Below are 25724 nucleotides of genomic sequence, written 5' to 3' on the forward strand. Positions count from 1 at the left end.
AGTTGATTAATCAACCTAGTATGATAATATTGTATAAAGCAACATCATTCAAGTACGCTAATTTTTTGTACATAGTACATAAAATCGTACTATGGAGGGAGCATTTCAATTGCAGTTAAGGCAAGAGTTGTTAGAAATTAAATGCCCAGTGGGTATCACACAAAACATAATTGCAGGAAAATGGAAGTTGGTAATAATATGGACATTGAAAGATGGAGTTAAGCGATTCAATGAATTACTGAGAGCTTTACCCGAAATACGGCAAGGTTATTTAACGCAACAACTGCGGGAGCTTGAACGAGACGGGCTAGTTCATCGGGAAGTTTATAGGGAGGTTCCTCCAAAAGTGGAATACTCCTTAACTGAAATGGGTAATAAATTTTTGAAAGTTATGGATAAGATGTTTGAATGGGGAACGGAGTATCTTGAATTTATGAAAAGTGATGGTTATATTTAATGGACTTTAACCTTTTCAACAGAATAAATTCCGTCAAGTTCATTAATGTCCTCAATAATTTTATCGGTATTTATTATATAAAAGGGAGTTCTCAATGTATATTCAAACGTTGTTTTGTTTTGTTCTTCTTGTAATAATTTCATAGAAATATTGCGAGCCATTATTTTGTGTGATTCTAAAATACGATTGATGTCCTGGATCGCACAAGTTCTATTGACAGTAACGACTCTTAAAATTTGCTTACCTCTGAAAAAATAGGTTTCAATGGAACGCTCTAATGTAATGAAAACTAGAACCGTAACAAGGAACGATGAATAGTAAAATCCTGCTCCTGCGGCCAATCCAATCGCTGAAACAACCCAAAGAGAAGCGGCCGTTGTTAATCCTTTTACGGATACTCCATCTCTTAAAATGGTTCCTGCTCCTAAAAAACCGATACCTGAAACGACTTGAGCGGCTAAGCGAGCAGGGTCTCCCGTTGAGGAAAAATCAGAAAATCCATACATCGATAAAACCATAATTAAAGCGGAACCTAAGGATACTAGAATATAAGTTCTAAAGCCTGCTGGACTATCATGTCGTTCTCGTTGAAAGCCAACTATGCCTCCAAAAACACAGGCTAAAAATAATCTTAAAGCAATCTCGTAATCAGTAATATACACTATTTTCACATCTTTCTCTGTCTTCTTGCCATCTTTTTTAATACCCTTTTTTAGCCCAAATTCGTTTCTCAATTTTGGGGAATATAGGTACTCCATTCCATCTTTCACCCAATCTTATAAAATAATGCATTATAATTAAGAAGTCAGTCTAAAATCTCTAACACGATGAACTCATTGAACTCGATGGGTCGTGATGATGACAATCAGCCCATCTGTTGTTACAATATAGATAAACTTTAAGGGATCTTCAATTCCCCCTTCCCAGCAGTACCCTGACTGTGAAGAAGAAATGATGGGTTACACGAAAGGAAGAAAGCCCGAAGTGGTCGGACTTTCTTCCTTAAATTAGTTTCTATTCATAATTAAACGAATAAGGTAGAAGGCGAGTGGTATCCTTTTCATGTCTATTCTTAAAAAATTTATCAAGTATTATAAACCCTACAAATTCCTTTTTTATGCTGATATGGTTTGTGCAGTAGTTGTTTCCATCGTGGATCTGGCCTTTCCTCAAATCCTGAATTATCTTGCTAAAAATTTATTTACCCAAGATAAAGCGATCATAATGCATGCTATAGGATTTGTGGGCTTAGCCTTGCTGTCTATGTACGTGATTAAGTATTTCTGCCAGTATTTCATCATCTCCTGGGGACACATTATGGGCGCGAGAATGGAAGCAGATATGAGGAAAGATCTGTTCAACCATTTTCAGAGGTTATCCTTTTCATATTATGATAGAAACAATACTGGGGAAATGATGTCTAAATTAGTCGTAGACTTATTTGATATATCCGAGCTTGCTCATCACGGGCCGGAAAATGTCTTCATCTCCGCTCTGAAGATCATCGGCTCCTTTAGTATCTTAATGATGATCAATGTCCAAATGACCTTGATTTTGTTAATGGTCACGATGATCATGGTGGTCTTCACCATTTATAAAAATATTAAAATGGCACCCATCTTTGCCGATAATAGGGTAAAAATTGCTGCCGTAAATTCCAGCGTTCAAGATAGTCTGTCTGGAATCAGAGTTGTGAAGTCATTTGCCAATGAACGCGTGGAACGAGAAAAGTTCCATAAAAGTAACCATGAATTTTTATTCTCTAAGGTCAAGAGTTACAGATTAATGGGCAATTTTCACGCCTGGAATTCCTTTTTCGAAGGACTGCTTTATGTTGTGATTATTGTTTCCGGAGGTGTGTTTATAGCCCAGGGCTCACTGAAAATTTCTGATTTGGCTATTTATGTTCTTTACGTTAACCTCTTCATCCACCCGATTGATGTGCTGATTAACTATACAGAATCGTTTCAAAAAGGCTTCGCTGGGTTCAAGCGATTTATTGAGGTTATGGAGACTCAGCCAGATATTTTAGACAAAGCAGGGGCCCAACCCCTTAAAGACGTTAAAGGAGAGATTGAATACAAGAATGTCTCCTTCCGCTATAACGATGATTCCAATGTTTTGGACAATGTAAGCTTAAGGATCTGTGCAGGAAAAAACATTGCCCTCGTCGGACCATCCGGTGGAGGAAAAACAACCTTATGTTCTTTGTTGCCGAGATTTTATGAGGTAGCTGCGGGTTCGATAACTATCGATGGAAAGGATATTAAGGATGTTACGTTAGAGTCTTTGCGAAACACGATCGGCATTGTTCAGCAGGATGTCTACATGTTTGACGGCTCAATCAAAGCTAATATTGCTTATGGTAAATCTGGAGCTACTGATGCCGAAATTATGGAGGCCGCCCAAAAGGCCAATATTCATGAGTATATCTTGACCCTTGACGAAGGGTATGACACCTATGTCGGGGAACGGGGGGTCAGGCTCTCCGGCGGTCAAAAACAACGACTCTCGATAGCCAGAGTGTTTTTAAAGAACCCTCCAATTTTAATCTTGGACGAGGCTACTTCGTCCCTTGATAATGACAGTGAAAAATACATCCAAAACTCCCTAGAAAAGCTCTCTAAAAACAGAACCACTATCGTGATTGCCCACAGGCTGAGTACGATCAAAAATTCAGACGAAATCGTCGTGGTCACCGATGAAGGCATCCAAGAAAAAGGCAATCACAAACAGCTGCTCGAACAGGACGGAATCTATGCTCATTACTACAATATGCAATTCGAAGGCTTAGAATAGATTGATTATCTACGATTCTCCATGACGTTGATAAACAATGTTCTGGGTAATCATTCATCATACCCTTAGAAAACACTCTTTTTTTGCTTGAAAGTCGCGAAACCCGTGAGAATTCAGGAAAGAGTTACAAAAAGATTACTCAGCTTAAAAATAAGCTGAGTAATCTTAGCTCTATGATGTATCTTGTCATGCCTTTATCCGCGCCCTTAATCTAACTTACCCTCGGTTCTCTCGCTTTGCGATAGCTAATTAAATCATCAACTGTAAGTACGGGCATCTCGTTTTTTTCGGCAAAGGCTACAATTTCTGGCAAACGCGCCATAGTACCATCGGGATTTGTAAGTTCACACAATATGCCATAAGGTTGTAGTCCAGCAAGTCGCATTAAGTCGACATTCGCTTCTGTATGCCCGGGACGCTCCAGCACACCCAAAGGCTTGGCCCTTAACGGGAAAACATGTCCTGGGCGGCGGAGATTATCTGGACGTGCATGATCAGCAATCGCGGCTTTCACGGTTGTGACGCGGTCGGCAGCTGAAACGCCTGTAGTAACACCGCTTGCAGCTTCGATCGATACCGTAAAAGGAGTTTGAAAACTACTCGTGTTGTTTTCCACCATCATAGGTAACCCTAAAGCTTGCACCTTTTCCTCTGGAAGGCACAAGCAGACAATGCCACTACCTTCTCGAATTAGCATGGCCATTTGATCATTCGTCAAGGACTCAGCAGCAAAGAAAATATCTCCTTCGTTTTCCCTTTGTTCATCATCCATAACCAAGACTCCTTGACCGCGACGCAACGCGTCAAGGGCCCTTTCCACTCTCTCAACTGAGTTTCCGAAACAGGTTAATAAAGTCTGACTCAAAGTAATACGCCTCCTACATTATAGTCGACTTACTCGAATCAGGGCATTAAGACAGACAGCAAGCAAAAACCAAATAAACTTCACCTCAAATTTACTGAAGTGAATTAGATTATGCAGACTACCTTATCCTCTTTCATCCGGACTATACCGTCGGCACTGGCCTTGCACCAGTTCTGCTGACCTCTTCAAAAAAGAAGAGCGCTCGCGGGCTCCCTAGAATAACTAGGATACCGCCGGTGGGGACTCTAACCCCGCCCTGAGAATAAGTCACTTACCTATTAGTATACTCTTGAGCTAACGTTTGTCTACATTTATTAATCTTTAAGCTATACTTTTTTACACCGATGTCCAAAATGATGCTGAAGGCAGGCAGACCTTCCAAACACTTGGTAAAAACATGGCTCAGCTCTTAAATCTCTATCTCCTTAATATGAGATTAAAGTCCTTAGACAATCTCGTCCAAAGTTTTCTTAATTTCCAAAAGAAAGCCTTCGGTGTTAACCTCTTTCTTATCGGCGAGTTCGGATATATGTGCTAAATCCTTCGGCATGACTCCGTTTTCAATAGTTTTAAGAGAGGCTTTTTCTAATTTATTAGCAAAAGCCACGAGCTCTTGGATTCCATCCATTTCTCCACGTTTTCTTAAGGCTCCGGTCCAAGCAAAGAGGGTTGCCATAGAATTTGTCGAGGTTTCTTCCCCTTGAAGATGTTTATAATAATGCCGTGTGACGGTGCCGTGTGCAGCCTCAAATTCGTAGCAACCATTGGGAGAAACCAACACGGAGGTCATCATAGCTAGGCTACCAAAGGCAGTTGCCACCATGTCAGACATCACATCACCGTCATAGTTTTTACAAGCCCAGATCATTCCACCTTCGGAGCGCATAACGCGAGCCACTGCGTCATCAATTAATGTGTAAAAGTACTCAATCTGAGCCGCTTCAAATTTTCCTCTGTACTCTTTTTCATAAATGTCTTGGAAAATATCCTTGAAAGTATGGTCATATATTTTTGAGATTGTATCCTTGGTGGAAAACCATAAATCTTGTTTCAGATCTAGTGCGTAGTTGAAGCAAGAGCTGGCGAAGCTTTGAATCGATCCATCGAGATTATGCATCCCCATGATAACGCCCTTATCTTGAAAATCGTGGATGGTTTGGTGTGATTGGGACCCGTTTTTGCTGGTGAAAACAAGTTCAGCAGTTCCAGGACCTTTAACTTGATACTCAACATTCTTATAAATATCTCCGTACGCATGACGGGCAATGGTAATCGGCTTTTGCCATGGGATTACTAAAGGTTTTATACCTTTAACTATAATAGGAGTGCGAAATACTGTCCCATCGAGAAGGGCGCGGATGGTTCCATTCGGACTTTTCCACATTTGCTTTAAGTTATATTCTTTAACCCTCTGGGCATTTGGAGTAATCGTAGCGCATTTTACAGCGACACCATATTTTTTCGTGGCCATGGCAGCTTCCATTGTAATTTTGTCTTCCGTCTCATCCCTTTTTGCTAATCCCAGATCGTAATATTCGGTTTTTAAATCAATATAAGGTTTCAATAATATATCTTTAATTGACTGCCAAATGATCCTAGTCATTTCGTCTCCGTCCATTTCAACTAATGGAACGTTCATTTGGATTTTTCTCATCATTAGTTCCTCCTCGGAATTATACCTTCTTCGATTTAATTATGAATGGTAAGTACACTAATATATTAACTCTGCTGTTTCGTCCAATTTAAGGTTCCACCCGCTAAAAGAATGCTTCTTTGTCGTTCTGACAGCTTAAGAGATACTGGGTAATCCTTACCGTTATCCATGTTCTCTACGTTTAAGGTTTCTGCGTCACTCTCTACGGCTTGCTTGAGATTATTGATTTTCAGACGTTCTCCTTGGGAAATCTCGTCATAATCTTGGGGGTTTTTAAAGACAAAAGGGACAATTCCGAAGTTCACTAGATTATCATGATGAATTCGAGCAATCGACTTGGCTAAGACCGCTTTAACTTTAAGGTACATAGGGGCTAGGGCGGCGTGTTCTCGGCTGGAACCCTGTCCATAATTGTCCCCACCGAGGATTAATCCGCCGTCTTTCTCTTGGGCACGCTTGGGGAATTCTGGGTCAATGGGTTCAAAAACATGCTCTGCCATAGCCGGAATATTGGAACGTAAGGGGAGTATTTTTGCCCCTGCAGGCATGATATGATCTGTCGTAATATTGTCACCGACTTTAATCAGTACCTCACCTTCGAGGGAATTTGGTAGTTCGGCTTGTGTTGGAAGGGCTTGGATATTGGGTCCGCGTCGAACTTCGCCTTGCTCATCCTCCGATTTAGGCACGATGATCATACTATCATCGACAGCAAATTCTTTAGGCTGTTTGACGAAAAAAGTTTCTCCTAGACTGCGTGGATCGACAAGTTTTCCTGCAATGGCGCTTGCTGCTGCAGTTTCTGGGCTAACCAAATAGACTTCAGCGTCTTTTGTACCTGAACGCCCCTTAAAGTTGCGGTTCACAGTTCTTAAAGAAATACCTTTAGATTGCGGCGACTGTCCCATTCCAATGCACGGACCACAGGCACATTCTAAGACACGGGCACCTGCTTCGATTATGTCGGTAAGGCTCCCTTCCTGGGCTAGCATTTTAAACACTTGTCTCGATCCACAGGCGAGGACAAGGTTAACGTCTGGATGAACCTTCTTGCCTTTAAGTATTTGGGCAACTTTAGTAAGATCTATATACGATGAATTTGTACAACTGCCAATCATTACTTGATCAACTTTCATCCCCGCTATTTCCTCGACAGGCATTATATTATCCGGACTGTGCGGGCAGGCAACCATGGGTTGCAATTCATTGAGTTTTATTTCCATAACTTCGTCATATTCAGCATCAAGGTCGGCCGCTAAAGGACGCCATACCTCGGCTCTTGCTTGGGCTTGAAAAAACGCCTTGGTTATTTCATCACTGGGGAAAATTGAAGATGTCGCACCGGTTTCTGCCCCCATGTTGGTAATAGTTGCTCTTTCCGGGACGCTCAAATATTGTAGTCCTTCCCCGGAGTACTCTAGGATAGACTTTATCCCTCCTTTCACAGAAAGGCGCTTCAGAACTTCTAAGACGATATCTTTAGCGGTGACCCAAGGAGCAGGTGCCCCTATTAACTGCACGTTAATGATCCGGGGCATTGTGAGATTAAACGGACCACCACCCATAGCTACGGCGATATCAAGTCCCCCGGCTCCAATCGCCAATGACCCTAACCCACCACTCGTAGGAGTATGGCTATCTGCTCCTAAGAGTATTTTACCAGGGACTGAAAAACGTTCTAATTGCAACTGGTGACAGATCCCGTTACCAGGTTTTGAGAAATAGACCCCGATATTTGAGGCCATATCTTGCAAAAATCGGTGATCATCAGGGCTTTCAAATCCCGTTTGTAACGTATTGTGGTCCACATACACGACACTGCACTCAGTCTTAACCCGAGGGATTCCAATGGCCTCGAATTGTAGAAAAGCCATGGTTCCCGTTGCATCTTGTACGAGAGTCTGATCAATTTTTAAGCCAATTTCTTCTCCGGCTGTCATGACTCCATCCACTAGGTGATCTTTAATGATTTTCGCAGCTAAACTCAGTCCCATATGCTTTCCTCCCATATTTTAGGTTTTTTGTTCTTAACTTTTTAGTACCATGGTTGTCTTTTGCAAGGAAGCTGGAGTGCCTTCTCGTTGATCCTGCCTTGTTTGCTCGTCTAAAATGAGTGAATCTCTAAAGATCTGTCTAAATTTCTTGACAGAACGTGTTAAGAGTTTACGACCAAAGTGATACACGAAGCTAATGTCTATCGTATAAGCAGCCAAGACGTGAATCCAAATGATCAGATTCAAGGTAGTTGTGCTTAGACTATCTGCCCAAATCCAACGCACCATTCCTGATACTCCTAAGACAAGCATTGTGCCTAATACAACGAGGTACCAGGTTTTTTGCCCGCTGTTATACTCTCCTTGAAATGGCCGTTTTCCTTTACTAAATAAGGCTTTGATTGTCTCTTTCCACCAAGTAAAGTCATGCGTACCAAGGGAAAGAATTCCTTTCATAGTTCGCTTAAAGTGGTACTTGTCAAAGAAATAAAAAAGAACCGGAGCGAGGAGCCACATGATTGCCCCAATTTTGTGGGCGGTACTATCGAGATTGATTAAGAAGTCTGATGAATCCCCTCGAAAGTGGTTAAGAAAGATTCCCGTTCCAGCAGTGAGAAGATAAACAACAGCTATCCAAGCATGAACGAGTTTTTCTGTAATTCGATGCTTCGCAGCCAATAATTTTAAGGGACGATCTACTTGCGGGCAAACTTTGATACAGGAGTAACATCTTAAACAACTTTCTTCTACTATTATTTCAAGATGAAGAGATGTCCGGTGAACTTGCAAGTCGATTTTATCCTCCTCTCTCAGTACAACGGGGCAGGCATCCACGCAGTTTCCGCAGGCTAAGCAAGCCTTTTGACCCACAATTAGTTCTGAGTTTTCTAATAAATTATTGGGAGACACCCCACCTGATAGAAGCCGGAACATCGCTACAGGTGATGAAGGAGTATCCAATATTTTGGTGATCATCTCCCGATTTTGAGGTAAAGGATTTAATCTAGGCATGTTTTCACCCCTCTTAGTTATAACGTCGCTGCTTCACTTCGTCCCGAATGTAGTCGGGGAGTAGTAAAGGTGACTGCATATTATTAGCGATCCCAACAAAATCGAGTTGATGATGGTATTCCCTTACATGTTGAAGGGTTAAGGTCCCGACTTTGGCCGTTTGGAGATAATCCACTGCGTTCTTGCCACTTCGGCGGCCAAAGACAAAAATATCTAATAAGGAATTTCCTCCTAGACGATTACGCCCTTGGACTCCCCCCGAACATTCTCCAGCTGCGTATAGTCCTGGCACACTGGTTCTGCCTTGTGGATCGATTTCGACGCCACCGTTTTGGTAGTGTTGGGTTGGGAAAACTAAAATGGGCTCCTTTCGAACATCGATCCCGTATTGATGGAAACGATGGATGATTCCGGCAAACATGCGATCGAGTTTTCCTACATCTCCGCGAATATTGATCAAAGGAGTGTCCAGCCATACTCCTTCTCCTTTAGCAGGGGGCTTTACGCCATTTCCACGATCTAGAACTTCCCTTAAGATGGCAGAAGAGACAGTATCTCTTGTTTCTAACTCATTGATAAAACGATCACCATTTTTATTGACCAAATGTGCTCCGTTTCCGCGGCAGGCCTCGGTGATTAATTGACCGAGCATTTGATCTGGCCACATTGCTCCAGTCGGGTGAAATTGAATGGTATCCATGTGGAGAAGATTTGCTCCAGCACGGTAAGCCATGACCAGTCCGTCGGCGGTTGCACCATAGTGATTAGTCGTCGGGAAGCCATTGGGGTGGAGACGTCCGATCCCTCCTGTAGCAAGAATGACAGCCTTAGCACGGACGATGATATAGGTCTCTGTCTCTAAGTTAAACAACACTGCCCCGGCACACTGCCCTTTTTCATCAAGAAGGATCTCAACCGCAGGGCTAAACTCAAGTATTGGTATTTCTTTGTTGTATAATTCATCTCTCACAACACGTAGGAATTCCATACCACTTAAATCTTTACAAGAATGAACTCGTTTACGCTGATGTCCTCCAGCGAAAGATACGACGAGGTCCCCATTGGCATGTGTATCGAACATACAACCCAAATCTTTCAGCCATTCAACTGTAAAGGGGGCGTCATGAACTAAAACTTCAACCAGATCACGTTTGTTTTGGAAACGTCCACCACCGATGGTATCCATAAAGTGTCGTTCCAGTGTGTCATTGGCCTGTGTTGCAGCGGCTATCCCACCTTCAGCCATGATGGTATTGGAATCTCCAAGACGCAACTTGGTAACGAGCAGTACTTTGGCATTATTCTCATGGGCTACAAGTGCTGCACTAATTCCTCCTCCGCCGCCGCCAATCACGAGCACATCAACATCAAAATCGATTTGAGTTAAGTCAACTCGATCTGGATCAATACGGCTTTTAGCCTCTAATAAGTCAACTAAATTATTGGTTAACTTTTCCCCTTGATTTGCTCCAACGCGCACTTCTTTGATGCTATCTACCCTATAATCTGGATGGCAGGCCTTCAACAGTTGTTCTCTTTCAGCAAAGCTAAGACGGGGAATTTCCTGAGTTAAACGCAACGTACGAGTACGTTCTAATTTCTTGATGGATTCTTGTATACTTGCTGGATAGCCTGACATAATTACCCCTCCTAGATTTTTTCAAAGTCTCGTTCATCGTACATTTTTCGTAACTTTGCCTCATCTAATTTCGCAAAATCACTCAATGAGGTATCAAATTTTCCTTCCCTGATTTCTTGGTTGCGGTTTAGTAATTGTTGGGGTTTTGGGCGAACGACCTTCGAATAATACCTGCGCACAAAAAGCGCGATGTTGTGGGGGACTAACTCTCCTGTACATCTTGAGGCACATAACCCACACATGATGCAATCAAAAGACAATTCAGCGGCCTTTTCCCAATCCCCTCTAAGGGCCGCAGCCACATAATCAATCGGGCGAAGATTGTTAGGACAGGCTTTGGCGCAAGCACCGCATCCTACACATTTTGTAATTTCCGGAAAAATGTCCAACAGAGCTTGAACAGGATTTTCCACTTTTTCCAGGTCATAAATCTTTTTGGGATTTGGAAAGAACGGAATTTGCATGAGATGCATAGTAGGAGTAATCGTTGTTTGACAGGCCAAACCGACCATTAATTTATGTTGACCGGGTAAACGATAGACCGTGGAACAGGCCCCGCAAAATCCACCCCGGCAACCACACCCCCGGACATATTTATAACCAACCCATTCCATAGCCGTCATAATGGTAAGTCCTTCAGGAACTTGATAGTGTTTTCCCATAACGTAAATAGGCACCAACTGTTCATCCATTGTTTCTGCCTCCTATTTAAATAGCTCAATGATATGGCCAGTAAATTTCCCTAGGAATATAGATATACCCTTCCATAATTCGGCGAGCCGTTCGGTTGACAGCTGCCTTTTCTAACTCTGGTGAACCATCCTCCGTTTTTCTGAATGTGATCTCGAAATCCAACGTTCCTGAGGGATGACCCAGTCGAACGGTACTTCTTTGACTTGCTTCTGTACTGAGAATTTGGCTTACTACAGTTCCTTCCAGTTTGGCTGCGGTCGCAGTACAGATACCCCCGGTGACGGCGAACGCTTTATGCATCTTTTGCATGGACATCGTACGAGCGACAAGATCTATGGATTCCTTGCCAACGTGTCGACCATCACTGGTCTTGTAATCCGTTGGAGGGGAGAAGAATACGATCTTCGGAACCGCAGGGCTTTTATCTGTAGCTTCTTGCTTCGGTGCTAAACCTAACATTTCTGCTGCAATACTGCGAATTTCTTCAATTCTTTGGAGCAAACTAGGATTTGAGTTCACTGCATCAGGTAGTTCTGTTCCCGTCAGTCCAAGATCTGAAGCTTTAAAAAAGACCGCTGGATTCGCTGCATCGACTAAGGAGACGGTGAGCTGAGTTCCGTCTGCTAATGTGATTTCATCCTTGAGATTCCCAGTGGGTAGAAGTTTTCCAGTCACTGCTCCGCCCGAGTCCAGGAAGTTCAAGATGATTTTAGCACCTGTGCCTGGAACTCCATTTATGGCATATTCTCCTTTATTGAGGGCTTTTCCATCACGTACCGGGACTTCAGCCACTATGATCTTTTTGGTATTGGTATTATAAATACGAACATAGGTTATAGGTTCAACCGCTTTGACCAGTCCTTCGTCCACGGCAAAAGGTCCAACCCCAGAAGAAATGTTGCCGCAATTCCCAACATAGTCAATCAAAGGCTTTGTGATACTTACTTGGCCAAAGGTGTAATCAACGTCGGCATCCTCCCGCTCCGAAGGACCAATGATGGCAACCTTACTCGTAAGAGAATCTGCACCACCTAAGCCGTTGATTTGACGAGCATCAGGACTACCATAAATCGATAAAATGACTTGGTCTCTTATGTGTGGCTCCTTAGGTAAGTCATTTTCCAAGAGATAGACACCCCTGCTGGTTCCTCCACGGTAAATGACTCCGCGAACCTTCTCACTTTCCCACAACTTAGAATCCCTCCTCTTAAACTGAATTATCTGAAAATAAGATAAAGCAGCCACTGTATTCGTCAATACAACTGGCTGCTTTATCTACTGGCACTCATCCAGTCTTCCCAGATGGGTGTAGATAAACAGTTGTGCTCAGGACTATCTGCTCTAGACAGAGGGGATGATAGTCCTTTAATAAATATTTTAATGAAACTAGATTAAGGTATTATAGTTAAACAAAATTTTATTGGTCCATTTTATTGGGTAGGTAGAGAGATATTTCAGGGAACATAACCAATACAAAGAGTACTGCAATCATAACCAGGAGAAATGGTATAACCCCTCGTACTGCCTCTTCTAGTTTAGATTTACCAACTGCCGAGACGACAAACAAGTTCAGCCCGACTGGGGGGGTAATCATGGCAAGCTCCATGTTGACAACCATAACGACCGCAAAATGGATCATGCTAATACCCAGGTGATTAATAATAGGGATAAGAACTGGTAAGGTAATCAGAACAATAGAGACTGCTTCCAAGAAGGTACCCATTACAAAGAACATTGTCTGCACTACGATCCAGAATACCACGATTCCTAAACTGTTTTCCGCTACCCACTGGGCAATTTTCATCGGAATTTGCTCACTGGTCAAGTACATGGCAAAGGTCATGGCTGCCGGAATAATGAGAAAGATCATTGAGCTGATTCCGATTGCCTCTCTCATAATCGAACGGAACTTTTTCAACGACATTTCCCTATAGATGAAAATTGTAACAAAGAAAGCATAAAAGATCGAGATGATCGCGGCTTCTGTAGGAGTAGCTATTCCACCATAGATACTTCCTAAGATGATCCCTGGGAGTAGAAAGCCAGGAATTGCTTTTTTGGAAGCAGTCCAGCGTTCACTCCAGCTGGCTTTTTCCTCGGTGGGAAAGCCTTTAACTCTGGCGAAGATAATCGCCGTTACCATAAGGCTTCCTCCTAAAAATATTCCAGGCAATACACCAGCCATAAAGAGTTTCCCGATGGATTCCCCTGTCGTAACGCCGATAAGTACAAAGGTGATGCTGGGGGGAATGAGGATCCCCAGGGTCCCTGAGGCTGCTACGAGTCCCATCGCATATTTCTTATCGAAGCCGGAGTTAATCATTGCGGGAATGAGAATCCCACCGACTGCTGCAGCCGTAGCAGGGCTTGATCCTGAGATCGCAGCAAAAATCATACAGGCTAGCACGGTAACAATAGATAGCCCTCCTCGCACATGACCCACCCAAGTGCGCAAGGCATCGATCAAGTATTTGGAAATTCCACCATACGACATCACTGAACCCGCAAGCACGAACCCGGGGATAGCCATGAGGGGGGAATTCTCCAGGGAGGAAAACATCTTATGCGCGATCATATACATTGTGAAATCCGTAGTCGTTCCAAGGATTAAGACGCTCGAAATTGCTAGGGCAAGCGCGACGGGTACTTCTAGTAGAAATAAACCAATGAAGATGCTAAAGAGAGCTACTGTAGTCATGAATGCCCGCTCCCCCCCGTCTCAATTTCTTCAAGCCTGTTTTTGATCCATTCCGACTCCTTATCTTTTAGGAGAGAGCGAAGCTCTACAATATAGCGTAGTCCGAGCATTAACGCAGCAACCGGTACGAAAAAGTAAGCAATCCACAAGGGGAGCTGGATATTGATTGACACTTGGTGGGAAACAAGGTACTTTATTTCCAACAATAATCCTAAGTAGGCTAAGAAAAGACAAAAGAGAAAACTTAAGGTTCGAGAGAAAATACTTACCCATCGTTGAACCCTAACAGGAAACTTGTCATAAAGTATAGTCACTCTGATGTGGCGACGGTCACGTTGCGCAATACTCCAGCCAAGGATAGCTCCCCAAACCAAAACGTACGTTGAAACCTCATCAACCCAGAAAACGGGAGATTTGAAGATATAACGCATAATTACGCCGTAGAAAATGAGTGTTACACCCGTTAAGAAAAACGTTCCTGAAAAAATATCCTCGAATAACTCATACTTGGCCGGAAGACCTTTCATTCTATACCTCCTCAGCGACAACTCTTGCCCAAGGTAAACCGTGAAACTTCTTAAACTTTACACTTTATTCGCTTTCTTAGCTGCCTCAAACATATCTTTTCCCATAATCGGTTCGAATTTATCCCAAATGGGTTTTACGGCTTGCATGTATAGTTCTCTGTCTTGAGGGGTAGTCTCATAAACATTAATCGTCTTCTTAAGCTTTTCCAGTCCTGCTTTATCTTGTTTCTCGGAAAGTTCACGTTCATAATCCGAGGCTTCTTTTATGGCTTGACTTACAAGTTGTTGTAAATCGGCGGGAAGCCCCTCATAGAACGATTTGTTCATGAGTACAATATAGGAGAGACTGTTAAGGTTGACCACGGTCAGATTCTTGAGAACTTCGGCATATTTCTCATTTTCTATGTTATCAAACGTAGCTATGGTTCCGTCGACTACCTTTTGCTGTAAAGCGGTGTAGGTCTCACCGAAAGGAATAACCGACGATCCAGCCTTAAGCGCTAGGCATGTATCGACTAGCACGCCGCCACTCGGGATACGGAATTTCAAGCCTTCAAAGTCTACCGGCACTTTCAGTTCTTTTTTACTGTTCATAAACTGACGCATACCGTTTGGCCAAGATGTTAGGCCTAAGATTCCTTTAGATTCTAAACCCTTCAATAAACTCTTACCCGTTTCTCCATCCCAAAAACGAGATTCAGCAGCGTTATCATTAAAGAGAAACGGAACATCTCCGATTTGGAACCGCTTATCGAAACTGACCAGTTTACCAGCTGAAGGGGCAATAAATTGAACGTTATTGGCTTGTAGAGCCTCCATTTCATCTTTATCGCCAAATAACTGGCTAGATGGGTAAACTTTTATTTCTAACCGTCCTTGAGAACGTTCATTCACTAGCTGAGCAAATTTTATAACGGCCTGTCCTTTAGGGGTCTGTTCAGCCACTACGTGAGTGAATTTAGCTGAAATTTTCTCTACAGCCTTTTCCTGTTCACCACTTTTTGCCGGTGTCGTTCCACAACCTGAAAGGGATAATCCGAGTGTTAGAACGAGTAATGAATACAATACCTTTTTAATACCTTTTCTCATCTTTCATCCTCCTTTTATCTAAATAATACGTTACCTGTAGAAATAAGAAATCTATCAAGTATCGATCCTCCACCTCCTCTTGGTTAGAATAATATAAAAGAACCGGGGCACGTTTAAAAACGTGCAACCGGTTCTTTCTTCTACGCTTAACGCCCGATCTCTCGGGCGAATGTAGTTGATACAGTTGCTAACAGCATATAGCTTGTAAAGAGTAAGCTATATGCTGGTCTGACATGATTGTATATTATGCATATTATTATGTCAATTGAAAATTTTCAGATTATTAATAATTACACCCAGTTTCAAAAGTTAAAATAAAGTATTAATCTCGATCAAATTTGATATTAATCCCATTAGACCAAAAAACAGTCTCTATTTTATTTTTTGTGATAAGAAAAGTCTTATTTTAATAATGTTAAATAAATACGATGTAGATCTTTTAGAGCCGCTATTATGGCATTCTGAGCGGCACCGTGATAAGTACTTTTAATTTCGGCAAATACATCCTCAAGCCCGTCTTTTAAAGAACTACCTACCAAGATTGTGGCCAAAAAATCTTGAGCCTGCTGAGTAACCAGTGTACAAGATACTCTGATGATCACCCCATACTTTTTGTCTATCTCAGTAACGATAGCAAAAGTTCCAAATAGGCTTTGAGCAGCCATTCCCTGTGGCAAATTAGAGTGTCCAACAATCATTATTGTTTTTTGTTTCGTCATAGTCTACCTCCTTTGCCTATTATCTTCATACGGATTAGCTAAAAAGAGTTATTTTCATGAAACAAATTGATCTACTTATGTTTTCGACGCTCCGGCAGAAAAACCTTTTACCTAGATTAGAGGAATACCCTAATTTAACTGTTCAATTCAGTTTAGAATAAACACCAAGACAGTGATAATCCCGGTCATTAAAGCAACTGGCTTAAGTGAGTTAATGATACTGGCTTTAAAGTAGTCTAAGGAAACCACTAAACAAAGATGGGCAGGCGACAACATTGAGCCTACCACTCCCATCACATATCCAATGGTAACCAGATTTACATCCCCCGGTGCGATCACATTAACTATCGGAAACGTAATTGCCACGAAACTCGTCATTTGTCCTGTGAGTACTCCCACCGTAAAGGTAAGGATAGTGATTAACAGCGCAGGCGAAACCCCGGATTTTCTAAGCAGGTCCACAATTTCATTGACGCTCCCGGTCTCGGACAGCATTTGCTGAAAAAAGAAGATAGCCAAAAGCCCCAATAATAACTTCGCGTGAAAGGACTCCTTAAACATCTCACCGATTTGGGCAGTCCGTAAGCGAAAAACAACCACCATAACCCCCACGACCAAGGCCATTGATACCGCTGCGCTGAGATGAAATCCGGTTACTAGAATTATGTTTAACACGATAGGAGCAATCGCATAAAAGATAGCCTTCACGGCTTGATAAGCATTCTTTGTCGTTTCCACTTGATCGATTTGGCCTTTGGTCAGTATGTTTTCTCTGTTATAGTTCCGGCCAGTCAGCAAAACCAGCCAGCCCAGGAGAGCGCCAACACATGTGTAGACAGCCAAATGTGCGATTAACACATTTAAACTAATCGCGGTAATCTCACTAGCCAGCAATAAGGCCGGCACGATCGGATTAGAAAACTCCCAAATATGGCGAAACCAATAATTGATAGCCGTCTTCGTCTCCGCACTGAGTTGATACGAGCGGCTGGCGTTATCCACCAGCGGAGCGGAAAACAAGGCCCCGCCCACAGAGGGGAGTAAACCTAGCAGCGCCGGCATAAAAGCCAGTAATAAGCGATCACTGCCAAACAGTTGGCGGGTGGCGGTCATAAACCCGTCCAGACTGCCGCTAGTCCGCAATTCATATTCCAAACACATCACAAAGTACATGGCGATAATAACTTCCCAGGAACCTTGCCTCCGGAGGGTGCCAATAATCGCCTCATACCCAATCGTCAGATCTCTGGTTGACATGATGAACAAGATGGCTGAGGCCGCAAGCATAACATAGCCAATTGAAATCTTGTGCTTCAAGAGATAAACCATTGATATAAGCACTAAGGTCATCTTGACTGTTACATACATCTTTAATACCTCGCCCAAAAATCGAAGTCCGCGGTCCGTGGTCCGAAGTCCGTAATAATTTCGCATTACAGGCGTCGGTAAGTCTTCGCAGGTATTCATCTATAGATTCTTCCTCGTGACGAATGTTACCCTCGTTCGAGGGTTACCGAAGAGCCTGCTCCCGCGTGAAGTTGAGCATCCCACCGGCTTTTAAGATGGCTTTCTGACGGGTAGTTAGTTCAGCTTTAACCTGGAATTCGAACTGTTGGGTGATGTTCTTTACAAGTAAGACCTCACCAGCCTCAAGCGCTGCGGTGACACCAAGGATTTCCAAAATATCACTCCTGTTTATCCGCTCGTAGTCAGCCGGATCGACAAATGTCAGAGGCAAAATCCCGAAATTAATCAGATTGGCACGGTGAATGCGGGCAAACGAACGTACTAATACCGCCTTAATCCCCAGGTACATCGGCACGAGGGCGGCATGTTCGCGACTCGAACCCTGGCCATAATTCTCGCCGCCGACGATAAAACCGCCACCGGCAGCCTTCGCCCGTTCTGGGAAAGTAACGTCGACCGGCTCGAAACAATGCCTGGACATAGCCGGGATATTGGATCGTAGGGGCAGTACCTTTGATCCGGCAGGCATAATGTGATCCGTGGTGATGTTGGCTCCCACTTTGAGCAGAACCTGGCCGGACAATTTCTCTGCCAGGGCAACTGCCACAGGTACTGGCTTAATATTGGGTCCCAGTACCACATCCATATGTTCCGGAGACTGTGCAGGTACGATTACCATGTTATCATCGGCTGCAAACGTCTGAGGAAGCTCAATTACCGGAAAGTCTCCTAGCTTCCGGGGATCGGACAAGACTCCATAAATTGCTGTGGCGGCCGCCGTTTCTGGGCTAACTAAGTAAACCTGCGCATCCTTAGTACCGCTACGCCCTTCGAAGTTGCGATTACTGGTACGAACCGACACTGCTCCGGAATGGGGGGCTTGCCCCACGCCAACGCAAGGGCCACAAGCACATTCCAGTATCCTGGCCCCTGCGCCAACCAGGTCAGCCAAAGCACCGTTTTCAGAAACTAGTTTTAGAACTTGGCGTGACCCAGGGGCAATTACCAAGCTCACGCCAGGATGAAGGGCCTTTCCTTTTAAGATGGCCGCTACCCGCATCATATCTAGGTAAGATGAGTTTGTACAACTGCCGATCATGACCTGGCTAACCGACAGATCCGTGATCTCCTTTACTTTTACCACATTGTCCGGCATATGGGGTTGTGCTACGAGTGGTTCCAACCCGGCCAGATCAATCTCGATCACTTCCTCATATTCGGCATCCGGGGCTGCCTCTAATGGCCTCCAAACTTCTTCCCGTCCCTGCGCCCTTAAGAATTGGCGAGTGATCTCATCACTGGGGAACACCGACGTGGTGGCTCCAGTTTCCGCCCCCATATTGGTGATGGTGGCCCGTTCTGGCACTGACAGGGTGGCCACACCTTCTCCCGTGTATTCCAAGACTTTGCCCACACCGCCCTTGACTGAAATCCGCCGTAACACTTCCAGAATGACGTCTTTTGCCGCTACCCAAGGGGATAATTTCCCCGACAATCGCACGTTAACCACTTTCGGCATGGTCAGATACAGCGGACCGCCACCCATGGCTACAGCCACATCCAGCCCACCCACCCCGATCGACAGCATGCCTAACCCACCGCCGGTCGTGGTATGACTGTCCGATCCAATCAGTGTCTTCCCTGGAATGCCGAATCGCTCTAAATGAACTTGGTGGCAAATCCCGTTGCCGGCCCGGGAGAAATACGCGCCATATTTGGCCGCCATCCCCTGCAGAAAACGGTGGTCATCAGCGTTCTCAAAGCCGTTTTGCAACGTGTTGTGGTCAATATAACTGACAGACAATTCCGTGTTAATAAGCGGGATATCCATCGCGGCAAACTGAAGATAAGCCATCGTACCGGTGGCATCCTGAGTAAGGGTCTGATCGATCTTAATCGCGATCTCTTCACCGGGAACCATGGTCCCCTCGACGAGATGTGCTTTGATTATCTTTTCGGTTAAGTTTTGACTCACTTTTTTGTCCCCCCCGTTTCGATGTTCGTGGTTCGAAGCTCGATGTTCGAACTTGATGTGCGTTATTTGAAGTCCGATTTTGACGATCAATGTGTAAGACGTTTGTGAAACTCGTTCAGCTAAAGCTGTACCTCGGTAATCCGATGAAGAAAGCCTCCGGTGACGTTAGTATCCGGTGAGATTCGTGCCAGATGACGATAGTATTCAGTGGATACACCGTACGGAAAACACACTCTGACTTATAGAAGAGTAGGTGCCTAGGTAGTGAATCAAGATGTTATACGCCGACTCAGCGTGGTATATACAGCTCCCCCTTGATGATCCTTCTCGCCGTCCGATCCAATCCCACACTGGCCACGTCTTCTCCTGATTCTGTCAGTGATACCCTTACCTCGGCGATCCCCTCAGGATGCCCTATTCGGATAATCTGTTCGTGCCAGCCGTCTCTTTTTCTTGCAAAACGATTAGGTATCGTGCCAGGGAGGAGAGACGCTGCTGCCATGCAATATAAACCGCTGCCTGCAAAAGTACGATGGAATTTTCCCATGGAAACCATTTTTGCTACAATGTCTACTTCTTCTTTCTGTATAATTCTTCCTGCCGGGGTCACATAAGTCTGCGGTGCCATGATCAGCGCAAACTTCGGCACTGAACCGGCCACTTCGTCCTCTGTGTCCGCCATCCCGGCTTGCATAGCGGCTTGCCTGCGTATGAGCTCAATTTTCTCCAGCAAAAGGTTATTCCGCGATAGTTCACTATTTTCCTCTGCAGCAGTTACCCCTAGATCACTGGCATCTAGGAAAACAAAAGGATTCACGACATCAACAAACGATATATTATAGGTACCGAATTTCGTTTTCACTGGACCATTAATCCCTAAGGGAAGAGTTTTTCCCGTCTTTCCTCCCCCTGGGGTCAGAATGTCGATAATTATCTTGGCCCCTGGAGTTGTCACGCCGGGCATCAAATAATCGCCGCTTACTTTGGCTTTCCCGTCAACGAGAGGGATTTGCATTCTGAGGATCTTCCCGATGTTCGTATTGAAAATAGTGATATCGACGAAGTCGTCGGTAAAATCGACCGGAACTAAACCTTCGTCAACCGCAAAGGAACCAACGGCCACCATCAGGTTTCCGCAAGTTCCAGTGTCATCAACAATTTCTGCGCCAATCCCGATTTGGTAAAACGTATATTCAACATCAATTCCCTTCATAGAGGAAGGCGAAATCACGCAAACTTTACTGGTATGAGAGGTTCCGCTGCCCAAACCGTTGATTTGCGAGGGATTATAAGAATCGATCCCAGCCATGAAAATTCTGTTGCGTCGTTCAATGTCGTCCGGTAAATCGCTCTTGCGAAAAAATAACCCCCTACTCGTTCCACCACGGTATACTGAGCAAATAATTGAAAACTGCGACAACCTGGTCAACCTCCTTATCCAAATCCCACTCTTAAACCAAAGACATCGCGCAAATCTCTGATCTACCCACCAAGCAAGTCGTTACCAGTGAAGATTTCTTACTCACAATAAAACAGCATCTCGACTAGATGTTTAATAGTCGATGAATTCAAGAAGGATGGCCCGGATAAAACATTTTTATCGAGAACCATCCTTGTCTTCACGTAGTCTTCCTCCGAGCAGAACAGTCTTGGCAATACTTGAGTCAAGTTCTTCGTACTCATAATAACTGATTAGGTCGTACAGTTCTTGGCGGGTCTGCATTTCGCCTAACATTCCCTGTTGTGTCCCCGTAGTTTGAATTAACGAATAAACTCGCTCAATGGCTTTAGCCGCAATCCTCAATGACGTCACTGGAAAAATAACGATTTTGTATCCCCAATCCTGGAACTGCTGAGCAGAGTAATAAGGTGTTTGACCGAATTCAGTCATATTAGCAAGCAACGGAAAATTCGTCGCTTCCGCGAACGCACGAAATTCTTCTTCAGATTGCAGGGCCTCCGGGAAAACAACGTCTGCACCGGCATCTACATAAGCTTTGGCTCGATCGATCGCCGCGTTCATCCCTTCGTTGGCCTTGGCGTCCGTTCGAGCAACTATCACAATTTCTTTGCTGGCCTTGCGTGCAGCGATGATTTTTTGCACCATTTCTTGTCTGGAGACAAGTTTCTTACCATTTAGGTGACCGCACTTTTTTGGGAAATCTTGATCCTCCATTTGGATAGCAGCCGCACCGGCGTCTACCATTTCCTGCACCGTCCGGGTCACGTTAATAATGCTGCCAAAACCGGTATCAATGTCGACGAGAATCGGCAAGCCGGAAGCACGCGAAATTTCTCTAGTCCGGACTGCCAGCTCACTGAGCGTCGTCACGCCCAGGTCAGGGAATCCCAGACTTGCTGAAAAAGCGGCCCCCGACAAATATAGCGCTTGAAATCCTGTCTTTTTAGCAAGTAAAGCTGCCATGGCATCGTGGGCTCCGGGTATTTTGATTATGTTATCACTTGATACCAATAGCTGGCGGAAAACCGAGATTGTATTTCCGTTGTTATTCTTAATCAGCCAACTCATACATTTAAAGACTCCTTATTCAAACGTTCAGTAATTTCATCATTATTGGTCATTGTTATAAAGGATTTATTTTCACCAGTCTGCATCTTAACCAATTGATATTTTCCCATTTTGGATACTTAAGCTTTAATTCTTTTTTTAGCTCTCGAATCTTTGACTAAAGTATAGACTAGGGACAAAGCCGCGAGGAGTAACAGAGCGATTGAGATGGGCTTAGTAAAGAAAAGTACTGGCGTTCCGTTTCCAATGGTCAGCGCTTGGCGGAAGGACTGTTCGAGCATCCCGCCCAAGATAAGTGCCAAAACCATGGGTGGGATCGGAATATCCAGCTTCGACATATAATACCCACCAATACCGAAGAGGATTAATAGGAAGAAATCACTGGAACTATAGTTCATCAAATAGGTACCCATGAAGGCTAGGCCCATAATCATCGGCAAGAGAATTCTTTGCGGGATTTTCAACAATTGGACAAGCGGTCTCACAAGCGGCAAGTTAATCGCTAGAAGCAACAAGTTGCCAATCATCATGGATGCGATAACACCCCAGGGAATTTCTGGGTGTTGGGTGAACAGTGTAGGACCGGGCTGAATTCCCAGCATCATGAGCGCACCAAGCATCACTGCTGTGGTCCCTGATCCGGGGATCCCCATAGTTAGCAGCGGAATCATAGCTCCAACTGAAGAAGCGTTATTGGCAGCCTCTGGAGCAGCCAAACCTTCTATGGCACCCTTGCCAAAATCCTCAGGATGCTTGTTAATTTGTTTCTCCGTCGAATAGGCTAACAACGTCGCAATCGTGCCACCCATACCTGGCAAAACCCCAACAATAAAGCCAAGCGGCGTACTACGGAGAATCGGTCCGAGGCATTTCTTCCAGTCCGCGCGTGTCATAGACACTTTACCGATATCGGAAGTACTGACACCATATTTGGCATTAAGCGAAGCATAATTTTTAAAGACTTCCGTTACGGCATAGAGTCCGATCATAGCCACTAAAAAGTCGATACCATCCTGTAGACTGATAAACCCCATAGTAAATCTCATAACACCGGTCTGAGAGTCGATGCCAATCGTACTGATGATAAAACCCAAACACAGAGCAATGAATCCTTTGAGAAGATTACCCTTGGAGAGTGTCACCGTGGCCGTTAGCGAGAACACGAGGAGAGCAAACAATTCTGCAGGCCCAAATTTTAAAGCAAAATTTGCTACTGGTAACGCAAGGAAGACTATAAATATCACACTAATCATTCCACCAATAAAGGAAGCCCAAGCGCTAATGGCTAACGCTTTGCCGGCCTGGCCGTTGCGCGCCATAGGATACCCGTCCCAACAGGTAACAATCGCCGAAGCATCCCCCGGTGTATTAATTAGGATTGATGCCCGAGAACCGCCAAACATCGCCCCATAATATACACCCGCCATGGTTATCAGGGCTGTTGTCGGATTCATTCCATAGGTCACGGGAATGAGAACGGCTACACCGGTTGCCGGTCCTAAGCCTGGCAGCATGCCAATGACTGTACCCAAAATTCCACCAATAAGTACCCAAAAAATATTGGTGAGGGTAAATGCCTCGTGCATGCCGAGGGCTAGGTAATTCAGAGAATCTAGCATTTTTCACTCCCCCTAGAAACTGAAGATTCCGCGTGGCAAACTTAAATGGAGCAAGGTGGCAAATCCAATATACGTAACAAGGGAAAACCCAATGGATACCATAATATTTTGCTTCCAACGGGCGAATGTATTGACCAAAAACATCAATCCGAGCATAAATACAGCGGTAGATATCAAATAACCTAATGGATCCAGCAGAAATCCGTAAATAATTCCAGCAATCGACGTGACCACTATACGTATAAGCACCTTTTTTCCTTCGGGCGTGAGTTGGAAAGACAAGATACTTCTAAGTTCTTTGGGAGTCCTGATCTCTTTCACGAGCAACAATATGCCTAATAAAATAAGTAGACTGGCTACGATTAAGGGGAACACTTTGGGACCTGTTGGATCGCCCATCGTTTGTTGACGCAGATTAAGAGTTGCAATAAGGTAAATACCACCGAGGGCCACTGCGAAGAGGCCTGTCATCACGTTTTTGCTCAACTTATAAGTCACCTCCGCATTCCAGATAAATGAAAGGCAGGTGGCAGCCCTTTGCCACCTGCCCTCTCTTTAAATCCGCTATTTAATCAGACCAACAGACTTTAAGAGATCTGACTGTTCTTTAGTTGATTTCTCGAGATACGCTTTATAGTCAGCTGAATTCTTATAGTATACATCCATGTTCACCTTTTTCATGGCATCTTTCCAGGACTGTTGCTCGGACATCTTGCTCAGAACATTATCCCAGTAAGCGATTTGCTCAGGAGTCATGTCACCAGGTCCCACAACACCACGCCAGTGGGGGAAAACCATATCAACCCCCTGTTCTTTCCAAGTTGGGATTTTTGCATAATCCCCTTCCAAACGCTTGTCGGAAGAAATCCCTAAAATGTTAAGGTTTCCAGCTTTATACTGCTCCATTGCTTCACCAAAACTAATCGTCATGGCCTGAACATGTCCACCGAGAAGGGCAGGAATTTCCTCGCCACCCGCGCCAGGGTAAACAACAAACTTAATCTTGCTCATATCCGTCATTCCATAAGCTTTAGCGAGCATGAGGAACTGTATATGATCATCATTACCCAAAGCAGGTCCAACGGCAATGCTGATTTTGGAGGGATCAGCTTTGAGCGCCTCAAAGAATTCCTTACCTGTTTTGTACGGAGAATTTTTAGGTACTGCGACAGCTTCCCATTCTGCTTGAAGCATAGCCAATGGAGTGAAATCCTTATACGATAACGTACTTGCACCCAATAGATTGTTTTGAATAATCTGGGGAGAATTGGCTGCAAAATAGTTCCCGGATCCTTTATGGGTGTTTAAGTAAGTCCAACCTGTAGCACCACCGCCACCGGTTTTATTGGTAATAATGATCGGTTTAACAACCAGTTTGTCACCAGTGAGGGTTCTTTCCATAGTACGGGCTAACATGTCATATCCCCCACCAGGACCGGCTGGGGCGATGATTTCTATCGTGGAGTCGGGGGTCCACGTTTTCGGTTCACTTGCAGCACTACTAGTGCTACTGCTTGCGGCAGGCGTTGTTGCCCCGCATCCAGTTAGAAGCATGCCGCCCACCAGAGCCAGAGCAATCCATGACGTTCTTCTTCTCACTTAAACATCCTCCTTGTAAGATAGATATAGGGTCGATGGTTCAAAACCAACCCGAACGTTCCTTGATAACTTACTCCTTATTGTTCAGATGAATTAGTTGACACGTTGGACCTCAATCAGTAAATATCGTGCTATAATCACTTTTGGCAGAGAGATAGATGTGCGTTCCTCCTGGATCCCTCTTTTTGAGGCTTATCCGTAAAATAGCGTGTCACTCCACAAGAATGATTCGATGTTTAGCTGGTTGGGTCACTATTCTAGTGTTACCCGTTTCAAATGCAAGGTTGTTTGACATTCTTCTTAAGTGGATGCTCTGATTCATTCTGTTTGAAAGGTTGTGTTCCCTTGTCTCAGTTTCTTAACGATTTCGTAGTCGGAATCGATGTTTC

Annotated in this window: 21 protein-coding genes and 1 riboswitch; of the genes, 2 read left to right on the forward strand and 19 right to left on the reverse strand. The window is 44.2% G+C overall.

Annotation, left to right across the window (positions count from 1 at the left end; genetic code table 11):
• Positions 1-109 precede the first annotated feature (109 nt).
• Positions 110-457, forward strand: a complete 348-nt coding sequence (locus JL57_RS28760; RefSeq protein WP_034145310.1) for a helix-turn-helix domain-containing protein — start codon at positions 110-112, stop codon at positions 455-457.
• On the opposite strand, the gene JL57_RS28765 is transcribed toward JL57_RS28760, so the two are convergent.
• Positions 454-1215: an MgtC/SapB family protein gene (locus JL57_RS28765; RefSeq protein WP_291300717.1), complete on the reverse strand. Its 762-nt coding sequence runs from the start codon at positions 1213-1215 to the stop codon at positions 454-456. The two genes, JL57_RS28760 and JL57_RS28765, sit on opposite strands and share 4 nt — an antisense overlap.
• 304 nt (positions 1216-1519) lie before the next feature.
• Between JL57_RS28765 and JL57_RS28770 the strand changes: the two genes are divergently transcribed.
• Positions 1520-3256, forward strand: a complete 1737-nt coding sequence (locus JL57_RS28770) for an ABC transporter ATP-binding protein (RefSeq protein ID WP_034145311.1) — start codon at positions 1520-1522, stop codon at positions 3254-3256.
• 211 nt (positions 3257-3467) lie between these two features.
• On the opposite strand, the gene ribB is transcribed toward JL57_RS28770, so the two are convergent.
• The 18 genes from ribB to JL57_RS28860 all read right to left on the reverse strand — a co-directional run bounded on the left by ribB (position 3468) and on the right by JL57_RS28860 (position 25335).
• The gene (ribB, locus tag JL57_RS28775) at positions 3468-4121 is read right to left on the reverse strand and encodes a 3,4-dihydroxy-2-butanone-4-phosphate synthase (RefSeq protein WP_034145312.1); all 654 of its coding nucleotides are present in this window, start codon (positions 4119-4121) and stop codon (positions 3468-3470) included.
• A gap of 121 nt (positions 4122-4242) precedes the next feature.
• A riboswitch (FMN riboswitch) is annotated at positions 4243-4389 on the reverse strand.
• Between the two features lie 177 nt (positions 4390-4566).
• A complete protein-coding gene (locus JL57_RS28780) occupies positions 4567-5775 on the reverse strand; it encodes an NADP-dependent isocitrate dehydrogenase (RefSeq protein ID WP_034145313.1) in 1209 nt (402 codons plus the stop codon).
• Between the two features lie 65 nt (positions 5776-5840).
• Positions 5841-7769, reverse strand: coding sequence for an aconitate hydratase (locus JL57_RS28785; protein ID WP_034145314.1), 1929 nt, complete (start codon positions 7767-7769; stop codon positions 5841-5843).
• A 33-nt stretch (positions 7770-7802) separates the two neighbouring features.
• Positions 7803-8780 carry a cytochrome b/b6 domain-containing protein gene (locus JL57_RS28790; protein ID WP_034145315.1) on the reverse strand — a complete coding sequence of 326 codons (978 nt, stop codon included), beginning with the start codon at positions 8778-8780 and terminating at the stop codon, positions 7803-7805.
• Positions 8781-8793: 13 nt separating this feature from the next.
• The gene (locus tag JL57_RS28795; protein WP_291300718.1) at positions 8794-10419 is read right to left on the reverse strand and encodes an FAD-binding protein; all 1626 of its coding nucleotides are present in this window, start codon (positions 10417-10419) and stop codon (positions 8794-8796) included.
• Between the two features lie 11 nt (positions 10420-10430).
• Positions 10431-11111, reverse strand: a complete 681-nt coding sequence (locus JL57_RS28800) for a 4Fe-4S dicluster domain-containing protein (protein ID WP_034145317.1) — start codon at positions 11109-11111, stop codon at positions 10431-10433.
• A gap of 25 nt (positions 11112-11136) precedes the next feature.
• Positions 11137-12303, reverse strand: a complete 1167-nt coding sequence (locus JL57_RS28805; RefSeq protein WP_034145318.1) for a 2-methylaconitate cis-trans isomerase PrpF family protein — start codon at positions 12301-12303, stop codon at positions 11137-11139.
• A gap of 226 nt (positions 12304-12529) precedes the next feature.
• Positions 12530-13810 carry a TRAP transporter large permease gene (locus tag JL57_RS28810; protein WP_034145319.1) on the reverse strand — a complete coding sequence of 427 codons (1281 nt, stop codon included), beginning with the start codon at positions 13808-13810 and terminating at the stop codon, positions 12530-12532.
• Positions 13807-14337 carry a TRAP transporter small permease gene (locus tag JL57_RS28815; protein ID WP_034145320.1) on the reverse strand — a complete coding sequence of 177 codons (531 nt, stop codon included), beginning with the start codon at positions 14335-14337 and terminating at the stop codon, positions 13807-13809. Before JL57_RS28815 ends, JL57_RS28810 begins: the two co-directional genes overlap by 4 nt.
• A 57-nt stretch (positions 14338-14394) precedes the next feature.
• Positions 14395-15426: a DctP family TRAP transporter solute-binding subunit gene (locus JL57_RS28820; protein ID WP_034145321.1), complete on the reverse strand. Its 1032-nt coding sequence runs from the start codon at positions 15424-15426 to the stop codon at positions 14395-14397.
• Positions 15427-15827: 401 nt separating this feature from the next.
• Complete coding sequence (locus JL57_RS28825) at positions 15828-16145, reverse strand: DUF3870 domain-containing protein (protein ID WP_034145322.1); 318 nt, start codon at positions 16143-16145, stop codon at positions 15828-15830.
• A 147-nt stretch (positions 16146-16292) separates the two neighbouring features.
• Positions 16293-17612, reverse strand: a complete 1320-nt coding sequence (locus JL57_RS28830) for a DUF401 family protein (protein ID WP_291300719.1) — start codon at positions 17610-17612, stop codon at positions 16293-16295.
• Between the two features lie 43 nt (positions 17613-17655).
• Positions 17656-19587 carry an aconitate hydratase gene (locus tag JL57_RS28835; protein ID WP_034145323.1) on the reverse strand — a complete coding sequence of 644 codons (1932 nt, stop codon included), beginning with the start codon at positions 19585-19587 and terminating at the stop codon, positions 17656-17658.
• A gap of 289 nt (positions 19588-19876) precedes the next feature.
• Positions 19877-21007: a PrpF domain-containing protein gene (locus JL57_RS28840; RefSeq protein WP_034145324.1), complete on the reverse strand. Its 1131-nt coding sequence runs from the start codon at positions 21005-21007 to the stop codon at positions 19877-19879.
• A gap of 177 nt (positions 21008-21184) precedes the next feature.
• The gene (prpB, locus tag JL57_RS28845; protein WP_034145325.1) at positions 21185-22117 is read right to left on the reverse strand and encodes a methylisocitrate lyase; all 933 of its coding nucleotides are present in this window, start codon (positions 22115-22117) and stop codon (positions 21185-21187) included.
• 119 nt (positions 22118-22236) lie between these two features.
• Positions 22237-23736 (reverse strand): tripartite tricarboxylate transporter permease, encoded by a 1500-nt coding sequence (locus JL57_RS28850; RefSeq protein ID WP_291300720.1) that lies wholly within the window; start codon positions 23734-23736, stop codon positions 22237-22239.
• A 12-nt stretch (positions 23737-23748) separates the two neighbouring features.
• The gene (locus tag JL57_RS28855) at positions 23749-24222 is read right to left on the reverse strand and encodes a tripartite tricarboxylate transporter TctB family protein (protein ID WP_291300721.1); all 474 of its coding nucleotides are present in this window, start codon (positions 24220-24222) and stop codon (positions 23749-23751) included.
• Positions 24223-24300: 78 nt separating this feature from the next.
• Positions 24301-25335, reverse strand: a complete 1035-nt coding sequence (locus tag JL57_RS28860) for a tripartite tricarboxylate transporter substrate binding protein (protein ID WP_291300722.1) — start codon at positions 25333-25335, stop codon at positions 24301-24303.
• Positions 25336-25724 lie beyond the last annotated feature (389 nt).

The sequence above is a fragment of the Desulfosporosinus sp. BICA1-9 genome, from assembly GCF_000802135.1.

Excerpts from the sequence above, each read along its gene's own strand:
- JL57_RS28765 (WP_291300717.1), bottom strand. The coding sequence starts at position 1,215 with ATGGAGTACCTATATTCCCCAAAATTGAGAAACGAATTTGGGCTAAAA.
- JL57_RS28770 (WP_034145311.1), top strand. The coding sequence starts at position 1,520 with ATGTCTATTCTTAAAAAATTTATCAAGTATTATAAACCCTACAAATTC.
- JL57_RS28780 (WP_034145313.1), bottom strand. The coding sequence starts at position 5,775 with ATGAGAAAAATCCAAATGAACGTTCCATTAGTTGAAATGGACGGAGAC.
- JL57_RS28785 (WP_034145314.1), bottom strand. The coding sequence starts at position 7,769 with ATGGGACTGAGTTTAGCTGCGAAAATCATTAAAGATCACCTAGTGGAT.
- JL57_RS28790 (WP_034145315.1), bottom strand. The coding sequence starts at position 8,780 with ATGCCTAGATTAAATCCTTTACCTCAAAATCGGGAGATGATCACCAAA.
- JL57_RS28795 (WP_291300718.1), bottom strand. The coding sequence starts at position 10,419 with ATGTCAGGCTATCCAGCAAGTATACAAGAATCCATCAAGAAATTAGAA.
- JL57_RS28800 (WP_034145317.1), bottom strand. The coding sequence starts at position 11,111 with ATGGATGAACAGTTGGTGCCTATTTACGTTATGGGAAAACACTATCAA.
- JL57_RS28810 (WP_034145319.1), bottom strand. The coding sequence starts at position 13,810 with ATGACTACAGTAGCTCTCTTTAGCATCTTCATTGGTTTATTTCTACTA.
- JL57_RS28815 (WP_034145320.1), bottom strand. The coding sequence starts at position 14,337 with ATGAAAGGTCTTCCGGCCAAGTATGAGTTATTCGAGGATATTTTTTCA.
- JL57_RS28820 (WP_034145321.1), bottom strand. The coding sequence starts at position 15,426 with ATGAGAAAAGGTATTAAAAAGGTATTGTATTCATTACTCGTTCTAACA.
- JL57_RS28825 (WP_034145322.1), bottom strand. The coding sequence starts at position 16,145 with ATGACGAAACAAAAAACAATAATGATTGTTGGACACTCTAATTTGCCA.
- JL57_RS28830 (WP_291300719.1), bottom strand. The coding sequence starts at position 17,612 with ATGAATACCTGCGAAGACTTACCGACGCCTGTAATGCGAAATTATTAC.
- prpB (WP_034145325.1), bottom strand. The coding sequence starts at position 22,117 with ATGAGTTGGCTGATTAAGAATAACAACGGAAATACAATCTCGGTTTTC.
- JL57_RS28850 (WP_291300720.1), bottom strand. The coding sequence starts at position 23,736 with ATGCTAGATTCTCTGAATTACCTAGCCCTCGGCATGCACGAGGCATTT.